This window comes from Rhizobium sp. FG113 (genome assembly GCF_057809895.1).
Genome location: NZ_JBMDKV010000022.1, coordinates 37,714 through 55,152 on the forward strand (window position 1 = coordinate 37,714; position 17,439 = coordinate 55,152).

The 17,439-nt window shown below is 60.0% G+C and carries 21 protein-coding genes; 11 read left to right on the top strand and 10 right to left on the bottom strand.

The window, feature by feature from the left end:
• The first annotated feature begins 56 nt into the window (after nucleotides 1-56).
• The 10 genes from ACODTZ_RS31330 to ACODTZ_RS31375 all read left to right on the top strand — a co-directional run bounded on the left by ACODTZ_RS31330 (nucleotide 57) and on the right by ACODTZ_RS31375 (nucleotide 10,408).
• Complete coding sequence (locus tag ACODTZ_RS31330; protein WP_489030603.1) at nucleotides 57-596, top strand: type II toxin-antitoxin system VapC family toxin; 540 nt, start codon at nucleotides 57-59, stop codon at nucleotides 594-596.
• Nucleotides 597-1,561: 965 nt separating this feature from the next.
• Nucleotides 1,562-1,951, top strand: coding sequence for a hypothetical protein (locus ACODTZ_RS31335; RefSeq protein ID WP_112432438.1), 390 nt, complete (start codon nucleotides 1,562-1,564; stop codon nucleotides 1,949-1,951).
• Nucleotides 1,952-1,980: 29 nt separating this feature from the next.
• On the top strand, nucleotides 1,981-2,307 hold the full coding sequence (locus ACODTZ_RS31340; RefSeq protein WP_489030605.1) for a hypothetical protein: 327 nt from the start codon (nucleotides 1,981-1,983) through the stop codon (nucleotides 2,305-2,307).
• Nucleotides 2,308-2,367: 60 nt separating this feature from the next.
• Nucleotides 2,368-3,051, top strand: a complete 684-nt coding sequence (locus ACODTZ_RS31345; protein WP_489030607.1) for a hypothetical protein — start codon at nucleotides 2,368-2,370, stop codon at nucleotides 3,049-3,051.
• A 163-nt stretch (nucleotides 3,052-3,214) separates the two neighbouring features.
• Nucleotides 3,215-3,979 carry a hypothetical protein gene (locus ACODTZ_RS31350; RefSeq protein WP_489030609.1) on the top strand — a complete coding sequence of 255 codons (765 nt, stop codon included), beginning with the start codon at nucleotides 3,215-3,217 and terminating at the stop codon, nucleotides 3,977-3,979.
• An 18-nt stretch (nucleotides 3,980-3,997) separates the two neighbouring features.
• Nucleotides 3,998-6,223 carry an integrase gene (locus ACODTZ_RS31355; RefSeq protein ID WP_489030611.1) on the top strand — a complete coding sequence of 742 codons (2,226 nt, stop codon included), beginning with the start codon at nucleotides 3,998-4,000 and terminating at the stop codon, nucleotides 6,221-6,223.
• A gap of 306 nt (nucleotides 6,224-6,529) precedes the next feature.
• Complete coding sequence (locus ACODTZ_RS31360) at nucleotides 6,530-7,711, top strand: ATP-binding protein (RefSeq protein ID WP_489030613.1); 1,182 nt, start codon at nucleotides 6,530-6,532, stop codon at nucleotides 7,709-7,711.
• 2 nt (nucleotides 7,712-7,713) lie between these two features.
• On the top strand, nucleotides 7,714-9,561 hold the full coding sequence (locus ACODTZ_RS31365; RefSeq protein WP_489030615.1) for a TniQ family protein: 1,848 nt from the start codon (nucleotides 7,714-7,716) through the stop codon (nucleotides 9,559-9,561).
• Nucleotides 9,562-9,923: 362 nt separating this feature from the next.
• Nucleotides 9,924-10,001 (top strand): hypothetical protein, encoded by a 78-nt coding sequence (locus ACODTZ_RS31370; protein WP_489030664.1) that lies wholly within the window; start codon nucleotides 9,924-9,926, stop codon nucleotides 9,999-10,001.
• 2 nt (nucleotides 10,002-10,003) lie between these two features.
• The gene (locus ACODTZ_RS31375; protein ID WP_112982988.1) at nucleotides 10,004-10,408 is read left to right on the top strand and encodes a type II toxin-antitoxin system HicB family antitoxin; all 405 of its coding nucleotides are present in this window, start codon (nucleotides 10,004-10,006) and stop codon (nucleotides 10,406-10,408) included.
• 2 nt (nucleotides 10,409-10,410) lie between these two features.
• On the opposite strand, the gene ACODTZ_RS31380 is transcribed toward ACODTZ_RS31375, so the two are convergent.
• The 10 genes from ACODTZ_RS31380 to ACODTZ_RS31425 all read right to left on the bottom strand — a co-directional run bounded on the left by ACODTZ_RS31380 (nucleotide 10,411) and on the right by ACODTZ_RS31425 (nucleotide 16,698).
• On the bottom strand, nucleotides 10,411-11,151 hold the full coding sequence (locus ACODTZ_RS31380; protein ID WP_489030617.1) for a metallophosphoesterase family protein: 741 nt from the start codon (nucleotides 11,149-11,151) through the stop codon (nucleotides 10,411-10,413).
• A gap of 3 nt (nucleotides 11,152-11,154) precedes the next feature.
• A complete protein-coding gene (gene uraH / locus ACODTZ_RS31385) occupies nucleotides 11,155-11,511 on the bottom strand; it encodes a hydroxyisourate hydrolase (protein ID WP_489030618.1) in 357 nt (118 codons plus the stop codon).
• Nucleotides 11,508-12,008: an ureidoglycolate lyase gene (locus ACODTZ_RS31390; RefSeq protein ID WP_489030620.1), complete on the bottom strand. Its 501-nt coding sequence runs from the start codon at nucleotides 12,006-12,008 to the stop codon at nucleotides 11,508-11,510. Before ACODTZ_RS31390 ends, uraH begins: the two co-directional genes overlap by 4 nt.
• Before the next feature lies 1 nt (nucleotide 12,009).
• Nucleotides 12,010-12,372: a HepT-like ribonuclease domain-containing protein gene (locus ACODTZ_RS31395; protein WP_047506317.1), complete on the bottom strand. Its 363-nt coding sequence runs from the start codon at nucleotides 12,370-12,372 to the stop codon at nucleotides 12,010-12,012.
• The gene (locus ACODTZ_RS31400; RefSeq protein WP_489030623.1) at nucleotides 12,369-12,659 is read right to left on the bottom strand and encodes a nucleotidyltransferase family protein; all 291 of its coding nucleotides are present in this window, start codon (nucleotides 12,657-12,659) and stop codon (nucleotides 12,369-12,371) included. Before ACODTZ_RS31400 ends, ACODTZ_RS31395 begins: the two co-directional genes overlap by 4 nt.
• Nucleotides 12,660-12,700: 41 nt before the next feature.
• Complete coding sequence (locus ACODTZ_RS31405) at nucleotides 12,701-12,994, bottom strand: nucleotidyltransferase family protein (RefSeq protein WP_489030625.1); 294 nt, start codon at nucleotides 12,992-12,994, stop codon at nucleotides 12,701-12,703.
• A gap of 60 nt (nucleotides 12,995-13,054) precedes the next feature.
• Nucleotides 13,055-13,552, bottom strand: a complete 498-nt coding sequence (gene uraD, locus ACODTZ_RS31410; protein WP_489030626.1) for a 2-oxo-4-hydroxy-4-carboxy-5-ureidoimidazoline decarboxylase — start codon at nucleotides 13,550-13,552, stop codon at nucleotides 13,055-13,057.
• Nucleotides 13,552-14,475 carry an allantoinase PuuE gene (gene puuE / locus ACODTZ_RS31415; protein ID WP_489030628.1) on the bottom strand — a complete coding sequence of 308 codons (924 nt, stop codon included), beginning with the start codon at nucleotides 14,473-14,475 and terminating at the stop codon, nucleotides 13,552-13,554. The genes uraD and puuE overlap by 1 nt, the downstream gene beginning before the upstream one ends.
• 98 nt (nucleotides 14,476-14,573) lie before the next feature.
• Nucleotides 14,574-15,296 carry a DUF1045 domain-containing protein gene (locus tag ACODTZ_RS31420; protein WP_489030630.1) on the bottom strand — a complete coding sequence of 241 codons (723 nt, stop codon included), beginning with the start codon at nucleotides 15,294-15,296 and terminating at the stop codon, nucleotides 14,574-14,576.
• 223 nt (nucleotides 15,297-15,519) lie between these two features.
• Nucleotides 15,520-16,698: an NAD(P)/FAD-dependent oxidoreductase gene (locus ACODTZ_RS31425; protein ID WP_489030631.1), complete on the bottom strand. Its 1,179-nt coding sequence runs from the start codon at nucleotides 16,696-16,698 to the stop codon at nucleotides 15,520-15,522.
• Here ACODTZ_RS31425 and mnmC2 point away from each other — a divergent pair.
• Entirely contained in the window at nucleotides 16,697-17,437 is a 741-nt protein-coding gene (gene mnmC2 / locus ACODTZ_RS31430; RefSeq protein ID WP_489030633.1) for a tRNA (5-methylaminomethyl-2-thiouridine)(34)-methyltransferase MnmC2, read from the top strand. The genes ACODTZ_RS31425 and mnmC2 overlap by 2 nt on opposite strands.
• Nucleotides 17,438-17,439 lie beyond the last annotated feature (2 nt).

Sequence of the window (17,439 nt, forward strand, 5' to 3'; positions counted from 1 at the left end):
AATCCTTCGTCAACCCTCTTCCGGAACGATACTCCATGGTTGCTGGGGAAACGGGCATGCACCTCTTGTTGGATACGAGTGTCTTAAGCGACGCCAGGGGGCCAAACCCGGTTAAGGAAGTCCGGAGCTTCCTGGCATCCCTCCCCGATCATGTAGTTGCTATTCCGGCGCCGGCTATCTTCGAACTGGAGCGCGGAGGGTTCATGCTCAGCCAGATCAACCCCGATCGGGCTAGGCCACTTCTTTCCTGGCTGGACAAAATGCTTGGGACCAACGTCCACATCGCGCAACTCGACTCAACAGCCTCCCGATTGGTCGCACGCATGGCGACCGTGCCGCGGTTCCGGCGCTTTTGGGCATCGGGAAACTCCGACGACGACCTCCGCTTCGGGTGCGACCCGGCGATCGCTGCAATCTCCATCCGGTACGAGATGCCAATTGTCACGCGCGACATACAGGACTTCATGACGATACATTCGGAGTTCCCCCTACCCGGCCTCTACGAGCCGGTGAAGCGGAGGTGGTTTGTCGAGCCGTTACGCTCATGGGATTTTGCGGAAGAGGAGGACGCGACCAACTGCCTCGTATTTAGATGACCGCAAGGGCTTACCTGCTGCTCAAAACCAAAAAAGGATGGGTCGGCGTCCGTCAAATTTTGCGGTGCCGCGTTCGAGAACGGGACGCCCGCCACACGCGGTCCGGCGTCCGAAGACGATATTTTGAACCTCTCCACCAAAAAAATGTCTCTTGGTCGAAAAAAATAGCCACCCCAGACCGTCGATCGACTCTCTATCTTGGCCTTCATCTGCCTAGATTTTGGTACGTGCCAAAGCGGGACCAACTTTACAAATCATGGCCAGGCTCGACGAAAACCCCGGGACCTTGCTAGTTAATATTCACTGAAAAAGCATGTTTCACTGTAGTATTAACCATATTTCCAAGTGAATCGTTAAGTTTAACAAAATATTAAAAGCCTGAAAACTTTAGCTTTTTCTAAAATCCGCTTGCTAAAAACTCGAAAAATTCGAGCCTATACCTGTTGCAATCCAAATCGGGATGGTGTTGGATTTGCTCATCCCAAGAATGGGACACGGAAACAGGAACTAAGCGACATGCAACAAGTCACATCGACACAAACGGCTCGGAAGGGCCAACAAGCCAACTAAGGCATCGATGCGACTTCGGTGACCTCTAGCAGGCCACCCCTTCCCTCAGCAAGACGATTTTCGGCTTTGAAGAATTGAGGAATAGCATGTCACAGTCTCCGAAAGATCCCCTCCAGCATATCCGCAGCACGCGACAATGATGTTGTCGTGTCGTCGCCCTAGGTGACGGCACGGGGCCTTGTCGAAGTCCAGCTTCGCCAAGACTTTTCCGGTCTCGCCGGAACGCATCCGACCGATGGCCTCGCACGAGGCTTGAGGGTGCCGATCACTATGGTCGGCAGTCGGATTGGACCTCTGTGGGTCCGCTCCGTCCAGCGGCTGCCGTCAGTCTCACCTCGAGCCGACGAAATCGCGCTGGCCTCTCCGCAAAGACACGAACTTGAAGGAACTGCGCAATGCTGCAGAAGAACGACGACGCACGCCTTTTAGTCCGGAACCGCATCCCGGACCTCTTTCTCCCCGAACTCCAGCATTGGGCGCGCCGCCATCAGTACTACTTCGCGTGGAACGAGATCGACCTCTACCGCATCGTGGCACTTGCATACGCCGACGCGGCCCGACCGAGCATCGCCCAGGTCTACCGGATCCTGTGTGAACTCGTCGATGAGGACGCGGCTCGTAACACGCACCCTGTCCGCAAGCCGTCGCTGACGACTTTCCGTCGCATCGTGAAGTCGATGCCGGCTGATTTCGTCCGGTACATGCGCCTCGGACAGCGCCGCAAGATGGACACCTTCGAATTCGTATCGACCGCTGCGGCAGCGCTCGGAATCAATCGCCACTGACCACACCCCGCACAAAAAGGACGACAGACATGAAATATCCGCTCTTATCCGCACCGACCACCAAGCCCAAGATCGAAGCAGTTTTCCAGAAGATGGCCGCTCAGTTCGAGGAAGAGCGCCGCTTGCGCGAGCAGCTCGGCTATCTTGAAGTCGAGCGCGAAGGACTGGAAGCCGCGCTTCGGATGGCACGTGAGCACCCTGAATCAAAACATGAAGTCTGGAACTGGTTGTCGAACGAATTCAAAGGCATGAACCAGCGGCTGGCCGAGATGGATGCACCTCCGCTCCGTTGCGTGTCGCTGGAAACCTTCGTCGCATTCCTCCGCGCTGAAATTGCCAAGGACCCTGCTCAGTGAGCGACACGCTTTCATTACGTTCCCCAGGCTAGAACGCCTCACCCATAAACGGAGACCACCATGAAGTACCACAGTGCAATACAGGCAATTCAGGACGCCATCGAGATACTGGGCGACACCCTCCAGATCGCCGACGTACAGCGCAAGTACGGGTTCGAGGAACTGCGCGATCAGGTGCTCGAGGACATGCTCTTGCTCGCGGCAGAATGCACTGATAACGAGCGTTCGGTGTGGGCCAGCGCCACGCTGCACGTTACCGATCTGAATGATCAGCTTGCAGCGCTGAATGTCGCTCCGCTGGAGATGCCTGCCTGGACCGCATTCATGCAGCTCCTTGAGGATTGGCGTCTTCGTCATGCCGAAGATCCCGAGCTCGAGACTGGCGATGTGCCGGTCGCCGGACCTGGGAGCGATTACTTCGCGACTTTGCTCGATCCCGAGCTGGAATATGCGGAACGTGTCAGTCGCGTGATGGCGCGCATTCGCCAGCAGAAGCAGCAGATGATCGCCGTGTGCCAGCCTGCTCCGGTCGACGTCGTCCTGACCGATGAGGATAAACCCGTCGTCGAAGAGTTTGTACGTCTCGCACTCAAACTCAAGGGCTTCGAGGAACACGTCTTTCAGGTTCTCCTCGAGCAGATCGGTGAGAACCACTCCTGGCGCTTCGACGAAGCTGCCGAAACCGCTTGGCGTAATTTCTTCTGCGAGCGGGTAACCAACGCCTTTATCGCCGACGCGGCGTAAACGACAGGCTACGGCGGTCACCGCCGTAGCCACCGCCCAAAGGCTTCACCCCGCTTCCCAGCGGGCCAATCAACCGAAAACCAAACCTGCCGAGCGCGGGTGGCATCGCCACCCCGAACGGACCCCCATGCCGATTTTTCACGACAAACCAAAGGAGCATCTCGTGCGTCGCGAACATCTCATCAAGCACCACCTGGTCCGCGTCCGCCTCGGCGACAAGATCGACTACACCATCCCGGCATCGGCTACTTATGGCAAGCCCACGGAAGCAATCGAGTATCCGGAGCCTCTGCCTGCAAACGGCAACCGCACTCCGGCGGAGAAGTCGCCGTTCAACTACCGCGGCACCCTGGTGGCGAACAACAACGCTCCCCGCGTGCTCGAATTCGAGAGTTCGGTCGAACGCAACGCGTTGCTCGTCCTTCAGACCAATCGCAACATCGTCGAGTTGCAGGCGCAGCAGCCCACGTGCTTCTACGAGGACGACTATGGCGTGGAGCACAGCCACACCTTCGACGTCTGTGCCCGCCTTCGGAATGGCAAGCGCATCGGCATCGCCACCAAGCCCATTTTGAAGCTCATTGAGACCGACCTTGTCGGCACTCTGCTGCGCATCAAGCAGCAGGGAATGAACGGCCTCTTGGACGACGTAAGCTTCGTGACAGAGAAGTTTGCCTCAGACGATGCGGCCCACAATGCCCGCGAGATCCTTCTCTCGCGTCGCCTCCGCAACGAGGAAGAATGCCATGCGGCGCTGGAAGTGCTGAAGGGCGTCCGTGGGCCCGTCCGCTTCCGTGCGCTTTTCGCCGGCGCCGATGTCCCGGCCCACCGCCGCACGGCCCTCTGGTGCCTCATTGATGACGGGCTTCTGCGCCCCGCCGCGCCCGGCCGCATCGAAGACACGACCATCATGATCGTCACGCTCTAAGCCAAGGAGAACAGAGCCATGAACATGCACAATCCCTTCGCCCTCGCACCCAACCGCAGCCACAACCCCATGTTTTGGCTTGGCGATGCCAAGTCCGTCAAGATCGAGGGCGTCGACTACACTGTTGTCAGTCAGACCAAGGAACACAGTGAACTCCGCAACAAGGACGGCGTCGTTCAGCGTTTCTCTCATGCGACGCTGTACATGTACCACCTGCAGAACCTGCTCGAGGTGGAGCGCGACACCCTTGAACTCTCCACACTGAAGCTCGGGCGCGACATCATCGATGTAGACCCGGAGAAGGCTCGCCGCGCACTGGTATACGCCGACGCGTTTGACTTTGTGATGACGATCGTCGGCAAGAAGGATCCCCGCCTCGCTGAAATGGGTTGGAAGCGCAAGGCGACCCTCGGCCACGACTGCTTGGAAAAGTATCTCCGTCCGCTGGCTAAAGCCCACGTCGTCTCGAAGTGGGCGGGCGATAAGGGAGGTAAGGACTACAAGCTGGTCACGCTTCCGAACCCTCGTCAGTTCCGTCGCCTTTACAATCTCTATGTGGCAGGCGGCTGCGACCCGGCTGTGCTCGTCAGCCGCCGCAAGGGGCCGGGCTCGTATTCGAAGGCAAATCCGATCGACCTCCAGCTCTGGACCGAATTTGCCCAGATGTACGCCTCCGAACTGCGCCCGTCGATGCGCGCGTGCTTCGGGAAGCTGAAGGCGGAGATCGACAAGCGCAACAAGGCCAGTTCGAAGAAAGACTTCAAACACAAGATGCCGTCGCGCAACGCCTTCGAGGCGCTGATCAAGGGCATGGGCGAATTCTTCCTTCATGCTGCTCGCTATGGCGAGGACGCCGCCAAGAAGAAGTTCGCGCCGGTCCGCGATGGCCTTCAGGTGTTCGCTCCGGGCGAACGTGTCGAGATGGACGAGTGGAAGGTCGATCTCCACGCCTGGTTCGTTCTGACACCCATCTGGAAAGAGATGACGGTGAAGCAGCGCGAAGCGCTGAAGAAGGTGCGCATCTGGGTGACTGTCGCGATCGATGTCGCCACGCGTTGCATCGTTGCGCTCCGTTTCAGTACCCGCGCCAACTCCGCACACTCTTCGATCGCTGCACTTGAAATGATCGTCACCGAGAAGGAGCACATCGCGGAAGTAGCCGGCACCGAAAGCCGTTGGATCCACTCCTTCGTGCCCCGTGAACTCGTTACCGATGCCGGAGCAGGCTTCATCGACACATCGTTCCGTCAGACCTTGGCTGCACTCCACTGCGTACACACCATTCCCCCGGCCGGTATGGCATCGGCACGCGGCACGATCGAATCCGTGTTCCGCACGTTCGGTCAGCGCTTCCTGGACTATTTCCACGGCCGCACGTTCTCCAGCGTATACGCTCGGGGTGACTACGATGGGGACGGAAACGCCGTCCTTAACGTTGACGAGGTCTGCCGTACTCTGACCCGTGCGATCGTGGATATCTACCACAACGAACCCCACACGGGCTTGGGCGGTGAAACTCCGGCAAATGCGTGGCTTCGCCTGTCGCGAGAGTACGCAATGCTTCCTCCGCTGAGTCAGCGCCAGCGCCGCGTCATGTTCGGAACCCTTATCAAGCGCAAGGTTTCTGCCCGCGGCATCGTCTTCCTCGGCATCCACTACCAGTCTCGCGAGCTTGAGCGCCTGTGGGCCGAACGCGCGGCATTGCCGAACTCTCCGAGCGTCGAAGTGAAGGTACGCATCGATCGCTTCAACCTTCGCACCGTTTCGTTCCACAACGGCATCAAGTGGCTCGACCTCACTGCGGAGCATCTGCCGGAAGGTGTCAGCGTCTGGGAGTGGACGGAGGCGAAAGACGACCTCGCGGCCATCCACGGGAAGAACGCCGAGATCAACCTTTCGGCGATGCTCAACGCGGTCAACCACTTGCGCGAGGTAGGCATCGCCGCAGCAGCCCGTGCCGAACTCGGAACGGACATCCCCAGTGAGGCTGCCTACCGCAAGGTCGAGCACGAGCGCTTCGCTCGCGAAATCACGATGGACGTCTTGAGCGGCAAGGAGCTCGCACCACTGGCTATCGCGCACGATCCGCTCACGACATCCGTTGAGGAATTCCGCTTCCTCGCCCGCAACAAGAAGGAGGTCAATGAGTACTTCGGCGAAGCCGAAGCCCCCTCGGCACCGGAAGAGTCTGGCCTCGAATATGGCGGCGAGGAGAGCGGGTTCTCCTTCTCGATCGAGGACTGACGCTTCGAAGAAACGGCCCGCACCTTTGCGGGCCCGCAACAAGATCAGACCAGGAGAGAAATCATGGATCCCACGCCCGCAACATACCCACCTCATCCAGCCACAGCGCTCACGACCGTTATCGCTGAAAAGTGTAGCGACCCCATGCCTCGGACCTCAATCGAGGCCCCTCCGCCCCTGACGCTGTCACGCTTCGTCAAGCTTGCGAAGAACTACGTCGAAGATGTCGACAGCCGCTTCCGCCTCTGACGACCACTTCCGCCCACCCAACAAGTCCAATTCTTCCAACTCCAAAGGAGCACCACCATGCCTACGCAGTTCCTCGAAAATACCGCCCTCGCCTCTCTCTCCAACAACGGCCTGCCCGTCTCGCCCACTAGCGAGGCCGGCATGGCCCCTATCGACGATGGCATGCCGCAGTTCCACGAGGCAGCCCTCGCCCTGCTTGCGACCCTGAGTCCCGAAAGGCGGATGCGTGCTGAGCGCCGAGGCAAGAAGCAGGCAAGGTACGTGACGATGCCCAAGGATGCGTTGATCGCAAATGCGCTTGATGAACTTTGCGAGAACGCCGCAGCCGCAGCATTCGGAGAATCCGGCAAGCGGCGCGCACTATTCCTGATCGGAGAGTCAGACAGTGGAAAGACCCGTGCAATGGAATTTCACATTCCGAAGCGCGAGGAGTTCCTGCCCTATCGGCGGCCGTCAGGAGAACTGGTCAAGCCGTTCGTCTCGTTTGAATGCCCCCGCCCGATCACGTTGAAGGGGTTCGCGCGAAAGGCGCTGGAGGCGTGCGGCTACCCGAACGTCTCCCATAAGCTCACCGAACAGGAGCTCTTCGAGCTGTTGAAGGAGACCATTCGGAACAATCGAATTCTCTTCATGCACATTGACGAGATGCAGCATGTGATGAAGGGGACGACGACCAACGAAATCCAGAACGTTTCCGACATCATCAAAAGCCTCTTGCAGATCCCGGGATGGCCCCTTCACATGATCCTTTCCGGTGTGCCGTCTCTCGGCCTCTTTTTGTCGCCGGAAGATGGCGATGCACAGCTCCGGAATCGTAGCTTCGTAGTGGAGCTTAAGCAGATGACACGGGCGGATGGCGACGCGCTGCTGACCCTCCAGCGTTACATGGTGCAGGACGAGGGCCTCGTACTCGGCGAAACGGACAACCTCGATTTCGCGCACCGCCTGATCCACGCCTACCAGGGTGCTTGCGGCACCATTATCCAGGCTATCCAGGGGGCTACGGAACGTGCCCAGACTGAGCATGAAAATCGTGCTCCCGATACCGGATCGAGACCCGAAGTCAAGATCAAGCACTATGCCGCCGACTATGCCTTCAAGTTCGGTTGCCGCCCGTCAGCCAATGTGTTTCTCGTCCCTGACTGGGACAAGGTCGACCCCCGCCAGTCCTTGGCCCACGTCATCGCCAAGGCGCCGCGCGAGACCAAGCCGTCGAGATCCAGAAAGAAGGAGGCTTGAACATGGCTCGTCTCGCTCACGTGCCGGTCCTAGCGGATTCGGAACCCTTGCAGATGTTCGTATCCAGGCTTGTGGCGGCAAATGCCGCCCCAAGCATCCGCGACTTTCTCCGGCACATGAACTTTCGGCAGGACCACCACCTCATGCATCCCAGAACGCTTGAAGGCCTCTCCGCTCTCAGTGGGATCGATGCGCAGACGCTGGCCTCACGAAATCTCCATGTGCGAGGTACACTAGTTGCTTACGGCGATCGTGAGTTCAACGGTTGGCATCTGAACCTCCGCAATCCGCGTTTCTGCCCGCGTTGCATTGAGAGCGAGATCCGTAGTGGATCCGGACGCTGGGAAGCTCGACCGCACGTCCGTTGGGATTGGCTTCTGAGTTTCAACGAGATCTGTGTGGAACACAGCACGCCGATCTTCACGTCCTCATTCAAATACCCCAACAGCGACCGCTTCGATTTTGCGTTGTATCTTCGCAAGAGAAAAGCGGAGGTGGAGCATGCCATCGCGAGTTGCTCGGAAGCGCAGCTCCATGCTTATGACCTGTATTTCGCAGAGAGCCTGGCTGTCGGATCGGCTCAGTCCTTGGAGTTTCTTCATGGCCTATCATACCCAATGGCCCAGAAGCTCTGTATTGTCGCCGGGCGCATCGAACGACTAGCGCGCAGTCCTGATCTTCGGCTCGCTGCCAGAGTGCCGGTGTCGCGCGCCCTCCGGCTTAGCGGGTTCGAGCTGTTGGCGGACAGGGGCAAATTCCGCGAGTGCCTTTCGAAACTGAATGAGGACTTCATCAGCCGCAGCAAGTTCTCGAAGGGATACGCACTCTATGGAGAACTCCAGGACGTACTTACCGACCACGTTGAAGTGCCGGCGCTGCGTCCGCTCATCGATTTCGTGCGCGAGTGCGCGATGTCGGAGGTGCCGATCGGCCCCGAGGATCCATTCATCGGCGGCGGCGGCGTCCGCAACTGGCATACCGCGCACACTGCAATGCGTGAGACAGGTATCGATAGCCGGACACTGCGTCGCATCCTCGAGCAGCATGGTGTCCTGAGCAAAGCCGATCGTAGGAAAACGGACAACTATGTAATTTGCGCCGCCGCGGATGTAGCGGCTGCCGTAGCCGAGTACCATGATGAGATCGATATCGAAGCGATCACCCGGCGCCTTGGCGTTACGCTGCCTACGGTGCAGAAGATGATCAAGGCGGGTCTGCTGACGCAGAAGCCGAAGCTACTGAAGAAACACAAGCCGAAGTTCTCTCGGAGAGCCGTCGACGAATTCATGGAAAAGCTGGTTGGAGGTCTTGAAGTGCGTGACGAGTCCTCGGAACTGGTTCACGTTGGGGCGGCGGCCCATAAGGCGGTCTGCTCGATCGTCGAAGTCTTTGGAGCGATCCTAGAGGGCAAGGTATCGACGAGATACCTCTGCAAAGATTCTTCGCGCATCGGAATCGATCGGCTGCTGGTTAGCGCGAACCAGGTGAGGCTCGTCTTCGCACCGCCATCGCTTGGTGTTAAATGCCACGAATTCCTGCGCGAGCTCAGGTTGACATATTCCATCGGCAAGCCGCTGTTCTACTCGGGCCTTTTCGAACTGAGGGAAGTCACCCAGAGCTTGAATGGCGTTCCTTATTACGTGGTCGAGCACAAAGCGTATGCTGCGTTTCGTCGCGAATACGTGACTCTCTCGGAAGCGTCGGAAGGTTGGATGCCGCATCGGAACCTGAAGGTCGCACTGGAAAATTCGGGCATTCACCCGGTATGGGCGATCGGTCAGAGAAGGAACGGAACCTTCTACCGCCGCGCTGAGATCGAGAGATATAGGTCCGAAAATCGCAAGTCTTAGTCAGCCAAAATCGTAGTCCAGACCACGCCCCGGCATCGCATGTCGGGGCTTTTTTGCGCCTTGTTTACAGCGATTTTTCCGAAATCGTGTCGTATCTGACACCACAGGAATGACATCTACTCGGGTATGATTTGGAAATTTCCCAATGTTTTCAATGGAAAAAATTGAAACCGTGCCGTTTCTGAACTGTCTTCTCAGTTTGCATTATACACATCATTGTGTATAATTTCGCCCAATGAAGAGCGCCGACGTCATTGCCCTGCTGCTGAAAGCCGGCTGGTTCGAGGTCGGCCGCAAGGCCAGCAATCGCCAGTTTTAGTCATACCCAGTTCAAACATGCGGACAAGCCAGGCCGCGTGACGGTGCCGCATCCCAAACGGGACATTCCGATCGGGACGCTGCGCAGCATCGAGAACCAGTCGGGCCTGAAGTTGAGGTGATCATGCGCAACTATATCGGACTGATCCACAAGGACGCGGAGAGCGACTACGGCGTCTCCTTTCCGGATTTTCCCGGCGCCATCACGGCTGGCTCGACACTGGACGAGGCGCGCGAAATGGCCGAGGAAGCCCTGGCATTTCACGTCGAAGGCTTGATCGAGGACGGCGAGACGCTTCCACAACCCTCTTCGCTCGAAACCGTCATGGCCAACCCAGAGAATAAGGACGGCGTCGTTATCCTCGTCTCGCTGAAAGCAGCGTCCAGCAGGGCCGTGCGCATCAATGTGACGCTGCCGGAAGATGTTCTGGCCCGCATCGACGCGGTCGCCGCCGCAGCCGGCCTGTCGCGCTCCGCCTTTCTCGCCAAGGCCGCGAAGCATGAGATCGAGCGCAACGCGGCGGCTTAGCTTTACCGCACCCACCCCGTCGCCAGCGCACCCGCCCAATCCGGGCGCCCGTTTTCCCGCGCCAGCCGCGACATCGCCATGTGGTCATAGGCAACAGTGCGGAACTGCGGCACGAAGCCGGACGCGGTCTTTTCCATGATGCAGTAGGAGGCTAGCGGATGTCCTGTTTCGACCTTGTGCTCATAGGGTGTGTCGTCGCTGTAGCCGGGGCAACCGACGCTGCCGGGATTGACGATCAGGCGCCCGTCACCGAGCAGCACCATGCGCGGCACATGGCTGTGGCCGCAGAGGATCAGCGGCTGCTCGATCCCCTCGGCCAACGCCTCGATCTCTTCGAGAGGCTTCAGGAAGACATGACCGTCTGGCGAGACGGATTCCAGCCAATAGGTTTCGTCATGCCCAGGTGTGGCGTGGCAGAGATAGACCTCGTCGCGATAGACGGCGCTGAACGGCAGGCTCCGCAGCCAGGCGAGATGCGCGGCCGACAGTTGCCCATAGGCGTGCTGCTCCCAGGAGGGCATGGCGTCGGCGGGGCTTTCGATCAGGTAGCGGTCGTGATTGCCCCGCACCGTCAGCGCATTGAGCGACATCAGCCTAGTCGCCGCCTTGCCCGCATCGAGCGGCCCGCTCAGGCAATCGCCGAGATTGACGATCTCGGAAATCCCAAGCGCTTCGATATCGGCAAGCACAGCTTCCAGCGCCAGATGGTTGCCGTGCACATCGGCAATCGCGGCAAAACGCATCACTCAGCTCCCGCGATAGGTCGAGTAGCCATAGGGCGAGATCAAGAGCGGCACGTGATAATGCGCGCTCTCATCGGCGATGCCGAAACGGATCGGTACGAGATCGAGGAAGGCGGGATGCGGGAGTGCTGCACCGGTGCCGCGCAGATAATCGCCGGCATGAAACAGAAGCTCGTAGGTCCCGGCCTTGAAACTCTCGCCGACAAGAATCGGCCCGCCATCGACGCGGCCATCGGCATTTGTGACGACGGTCTTCACATGCCGGCGAACCTCGGCCTCGATATAAAACAGCTCGATCTTCAGCCCCTCGGCCGGCTTGCCGGAGGCGGTATCGAGGACATGAGTGGTCAATCCGGTCATGAAATGGGCTCGCTGATGACAAAGGGAGTGTCGAAAAAATATTCTTCCAGATTGTTGCCCGGCCCGTCGCGATCGACAACCAGGAAACCGCTGACCGCGCCGAGCGACATCAAGGGATGATGCCAGACATTGCGCCCATAATTCACGCCCTGATCGCCCCGCGCCAGGAACACCTGCGGCCGCCCCGGCTTGCCGCCGTCGTCCTCTGACACCACGACCAGAAAAGGCCGTCCTGATATCGGCGAAAAGCTCTGGCTCCCAAGGGGATGCCGCTCCATCATGCCGACTTCATAGGGAAAATCACGCGGCTGCCCGCGAAACAGGTTGATGATCACACGCGCGCCCTCGCCCACGACGTCGGCAGACGCCAGCGCATGAAACCGCTCCGTGGTACCGTTGTTGATATACCGCATCGTATCAGGATCGGCTTCGATGACCTCGCCGAAGGGCGCGAAGGCGGCTTTGGTCAGCGGCTGGATATCGAGAAAGTCTGTCACGTCATTCGCCTTGTATGCGCCAGTGGCGTAGGGATTCGAGCTCGGAAATCAGCGTCTGCAGGTCGCGACGCACGGTGGTCCAGATCGCGGGCAGATCGGCCCGGTAATAGTCATGGACCATGAGATTGCGCATGCCCCGGATTTGCGCCCAGGGTATCTGCTCATGCTCACGGGGAAACTCCGGATGATTGCTGGCGATCCTCGATGCCGCCTCGCCGAGCAGCACCAGCGACATGGTCACCGCAAGCTGCGTGCGCACGTCGGACAGGAAAGCCTGCTCGTCCATGTCTTCGGTGAGCATCCGCGCCTGTTCGGCGGCGGCCTGCATCCTGCCGATATAATCGACCAGCCTCTCCGCGCTCATATGCGGGTCGCTTCAGAAAGAACACGCTCGCGAATGTTCTCAGGCAAACCGCCCGGCGTCACCAGATCCACCTTCACCCCCAGAATATCCTTCAACTCTTCCAACAACCCACCGAGATCGAAAAGAGACGTCCCCGGCAGTGTGTCGACGAGAATATCAAGATCGCTATCCGCCCGATCCTCGCCGCGCGCCACCGAGCCGAAGACACGCGGGTTCGCCGCGTTGAAGCGCTTGGTCGCCTCACGGATCGCCTGCCTGTTTTGCTCCAGCACCTCGGACGGTCTCATCATCTTCTCACGTTACCACTCGGCAAGAACAATGGTCGAACTCATATCGGCTTGGCCTCTTCGAGAACGCGCCGCCGGACATCTTCGGGAAAGTCGCCCGGTATCATAAGGTGTATCGGCGTACCCAGCATCATCTGCTCGAGTTCATCGAGCAAACCACCGAGATCAAGAAGTGTCGCGCCGGGCAACGCATCAACCAGAATATCCAGATCGCTATCCGCCCGATCCTCACCCCGCGCCACCGAACCGAACACACGCGGGTTCGTCGCGTTGAAGCGCGTCGTCACCTCGCGGATCGCCTGCCTGTTTCTCTCCAGCACTTCCGATGGTCTCACCGTCTTTGCTCCCTCTCGACGACTATAAGCGGCGGACGGACAAGAGAAAAGCGGTGTCGCTCAGCGTGTCGGCAGAAGCGCTTCGAGCCTCAGGAGCGCGATGCGCTCCACCTGCGCCGTCGCCGTTTCGAATTCCGCATCGCGGCTGTTGTCGATGCGCTTTTCGAAGGCCGAAAGGATTGCCTGTTTGTCGAGACCCTTCACCGCGATGATGAAGGGAAAGCCGAATTTTTCGACATAGGCTCGGTTGAGTTCGGTGAAACGCTGGTGCTCATCAGGGCTCAGCCGGCCGAGCCCGGCGCCGGCCTGTTCCTTTTTGCTCTCCTCCGTCAGCTCACCGGCGATCGCCAGGCGGCCGGCGAGATCGGGGTGGGCGCGCAGAACGCCGAGGCGTTCCTCCGGGCTTGCGGCGCGAAAGATCGCAACCAGCGCCGTATGCACGCGGTCGACATCCAGCGTCTCGCCGACGAAGCCGTCGTCGAAGGCGCGCTCGGCGATGAAGGGCGAGTGTTCGAAGACGCCGCCGAAGCGGGAGATGAATTCGTCGCGTGCGATCATCAGATGGTCTCCGGTCTGTGGTGCTTGTGCCAGTGCTCGGCGATCTCGATGCGGCGCGGGATCCACACCTTCTCGTGGTCGAGCACATATTGCATGAAGCGCTTCAGCGCCGCGGCGCGGCCCGGGCGGCCGACAAGCCGGCAATGCAGGCCGATCGACATCATCTTCGGGCTGCCCGCCTCACCCTCTTCATAGAGCGTGTCGAACGCGTCCTTGAGATAGGTGAAGAACTGGTCGCCCGAATTGAAGCCCTGCGGCGTGGCAAAGCGCATGTCGTTGGTTTCGAGCGTATAGGGAATGATCAGGAACGGCTTGCCATCCACGCCCTTCACCCAGAAAGGCAGATCGTCGGCATAGCTGTCCGACGAGTAGAGAAAGCCGCCCTCTTCCTGCACCAGCCGCAGCGTGTTGTCGGATGGCTTGCCCTGATACATCCCATAGGGCCGCTCGCCTGTTAGTTCGGTGTGCAGCCGCACGGCTTCCAGAATATGCTTGCGCTCCAGCTCTTCCTGGAAATCCTTGTATTCCAACCAGCGGTAGCCGTGGCTGGCGATTTCCCAGCCCGCTTCCTTCATCGCCGCCACCGCCTCGGGGTTGCGCGCCATGGCCTGCGTGACGCCATAGACGGTCGCCTGCACCTTGAGCTCCGTGAACATCCGGAAGAGCCGCCAGAAACCGGCCCGCGAGCCGTATTCGTAGATCGATTCCATGTTGAGATTGCGCTGGCCGGGCCATGGAGCGGCGCCGACGATCTCCGACAGCAGGTTTTCCGAGGCTGCGTCGCCATCCAGAATGCAGCTCTCGCCGCCCTCTTCGTAATTGATGACGAACTGCACGGCGATATTGGCGCCGCCGGGCCATTTCGGGTCGGGGGTGTTGCGGCCGTAGCCGACGAGATTGCGCGGGTAAGTCTCGGATACCATGAAATCACCTTCCAGAAAGTCGGCGAACGGTAACACCTCAAGAGCGAATGTCGAGACGGAAACTGCGCAACAGAGTTTTGCCTTTATGGCACAATCGCTTAGGCCGGAACGGGAACCCGCTCGCGCCGCGCGCTGACCTTGCCCATCGGATGCAGCGAATGCACCCGGAACGGCCCGCCATTGCCCTCTTCCACCATCAGCGCCACGTTCGATATCTTCACGGGATCGATGAGAACCGGTTCGAAAACGCTGCGCAGCGAACGCTCGATGCGCGACATGTCGACCAGGCTGACCGGACCGGTCAACGGCATGTGGAAGCGGAATTCGTCCATCACATGGGGGCATCCCCAGCGATGCAGATTGGCGAACTGCGCCGCCGAAAGCCCATCCGGATCGCTTCGCTCGATATCGGCATCGCTGAGCGGCGCGCGGAACTGGTCGAATTGCTGCACGATCGAGGACGCCAAATACTGGACGTTGTCGCAGGGCAGCGAAGGCACCAGGCTGAAGATGCTACCGGTGCGCGCGACCTCGAGCCGCGGAATGGAAAACGGCGTCAGCGTGCCGCAGAAGCGCATCAGTTCCCGCAAGAGTTGCGGCTCCGACATATCGGCCGCAAGCCGGAAGGGTGCCTTCAGCGCGCCGTGAAAACCGTAGCGCCGCGGCACCGCCGTATGAAAGGCGACCTCGTGAATGCTGAGCCCTCGGATTGCCGTGGGCTCCACCATTTCGCCGGAAAACACGTTTCGGCCGAGCCAATTGGCGGCCGCGTGCGACAGCGGGTCATTCGCGGCGGGCGTGAAGCATATGGCGTATCGCATGCAATTTTCTCCGTCGGCACCAGGCGCGACTCGTCAGCGCGCCGCCGTTTTGCAAGCAGATAGGCGATTTGCATGACAGATTGACGAAGGACAGCGAGTGCTAATTCACGTTTAACGTGAATTGCCAAATATCTCGCGAAAGTGGCCGCTGAATTCAGGATTAGACAGCGAAAAACGGAAAAGCGTAAGCGAAACGAGAAAATTCAAGCGATCGCGAGGCACTTTAGCGTGAAGCGACGTGAATATGATTGATCAGTTGAAAACTCTCGGGCACCGCGAACGGTATCGCGGTGCCGGTTGCCATATGCACCACCGCCTCGGCCAGCCGATGCGCAAGGCCGAAGCTGACCTTGAAGCCACCGGTCAGCGCCAGCAATTTCTCATGCGCAGGATGCGGACCGATCATCGGGTCGCGATCGATCGCCTTGGGGCGCAGCCCGGCCCAACGCTCGATAACGGGCGCATTGCGCAGCAAGGGCACCAGCGCCCGCGCCTTCTCGACCAGCACATCCAGCTGTCCGTCGGTCGAAAAGGGTGCGTCGAAGCGATTCTCGCTGGTGCTGCCGATCGCGACATGCCCGCCCTCATGCGCCACCACATAAAGCCCATCGCGGAAGATGGTCGGCAGGCCAGGATCGATATCCGCCTTCAAAAGCGCCGACTGCCCCTTCACCGGCTGCCCGAGCGGCTGTGTCAGGCCCGCCGTGTCGCGCGCCAGAAGCGGAAACGACTGGTAACCGGCCGCAATAATGCAATGTCCGAAGGCGATCGGCCCAGCATCGGTGTCGGCAACCCCGCGTCCGGCATCGATGCCGCGAAGGGCTGAATTCTCGATGATGCGCACATGTCTGGCGCGGCGGAGAAAGGCTGCGAGCACACCCGTCAGCGACCGTGGCGCCACCCGGCCGGCCAGCGTGTCATGCACGAAGCCCCCCTCCATACCGGAAGCGTCCGGCCAGCCGGATACATCAGGCGTATCGATCACCTTCCAATGGAAGCGTCGCTCGCCGGCATTCCAGTGGCTGTCGGCATCGCCGGAATGCCCGAGCGCGATATCGCGCAGATGCGGCTTGGGCAGCGGGATCAGGCGGCCGGAGCGGCGATAGCCCGTTGAGAGGCCCGTCTCGGCCTCCAGCCGCGCCACCTCGGCCTCCAGCGCCACCAGCGCATCGAACTGAAACTGCTTCTTCGAATTCCATTTGTCCGGCATGTGCGGCATCAGCGCGCCCAGCAACCCGCCGCTCGCCCCGCCTCCAAGCACGCCGGCATCGATCAGCACCGCGTCGATCCCCATCCGCTCGGCGTAGACGGCCGCCCAGAGCCCCATGATGCCGCCGCCGACGATCAACAGATCAGTGGACAATTGACCCGAGGGCAAGGCCGGACTATCGGCTGTTGACATGACAGACATCGATCCCGATCAGATTAATTTGGCACAGGCTGAGATGGCGAACCGGCCGCTTGAATGGCGCGACGGCGATATGCCCTATTCGCCGGCCTTTGGCGACCATTTTTATTGCCAGACCGACGGCCGCCTCGAATGCGGCCATGTCTTCCTCGCCGGAAACGGCCTGCCCGAGCGATGGGCTCAGGCGCAGAGCTTCCTGATTGGCGAGCTCGGTTTCGGCACCGGCCTGAACTTCGCCGAGACCTTCAGAAACTGGAAGCTGAAGCGCGCGGAAGGCCAGCATCTGCACTTCATGTCCTTCGAGCTCTACCCGATGCGGCGCGACGAGATCGACCGCGCGCTGTCGCACTGGCCGGAGATCGACGCCGAGCGCATCGCGCTGGTCTCGGCCTGGCCGGATCAGCCCGAGGGCATCGTGTCCTTGAAGCTCGACGAGCAGACCACGCTGAGCGTCGTCTGCGGCCGGGCGCTCGATGGCGTGGCGGCGGCCGAGGCGAGTTTCGATGCCTGGTATCTGGATGGCTTCGCGCCATCGCGAAATGCCGACATGTGGTCGCAGGAGCTAATGACGCTGGTCTGTGAGAAGACTGTCCCAGGCGGCACCTTCGCGACCTACGCCGCAGCCGGTTTCGTCCGCCGCAATCTGGGCGCCGCCGGCTTCGCGGTCGAGCGTCGTCCGGGTTTCGCCGGCAAGCGCGAAATGCTGTGCGGCGTCAAGCGCGCCGAGAGCTAGAC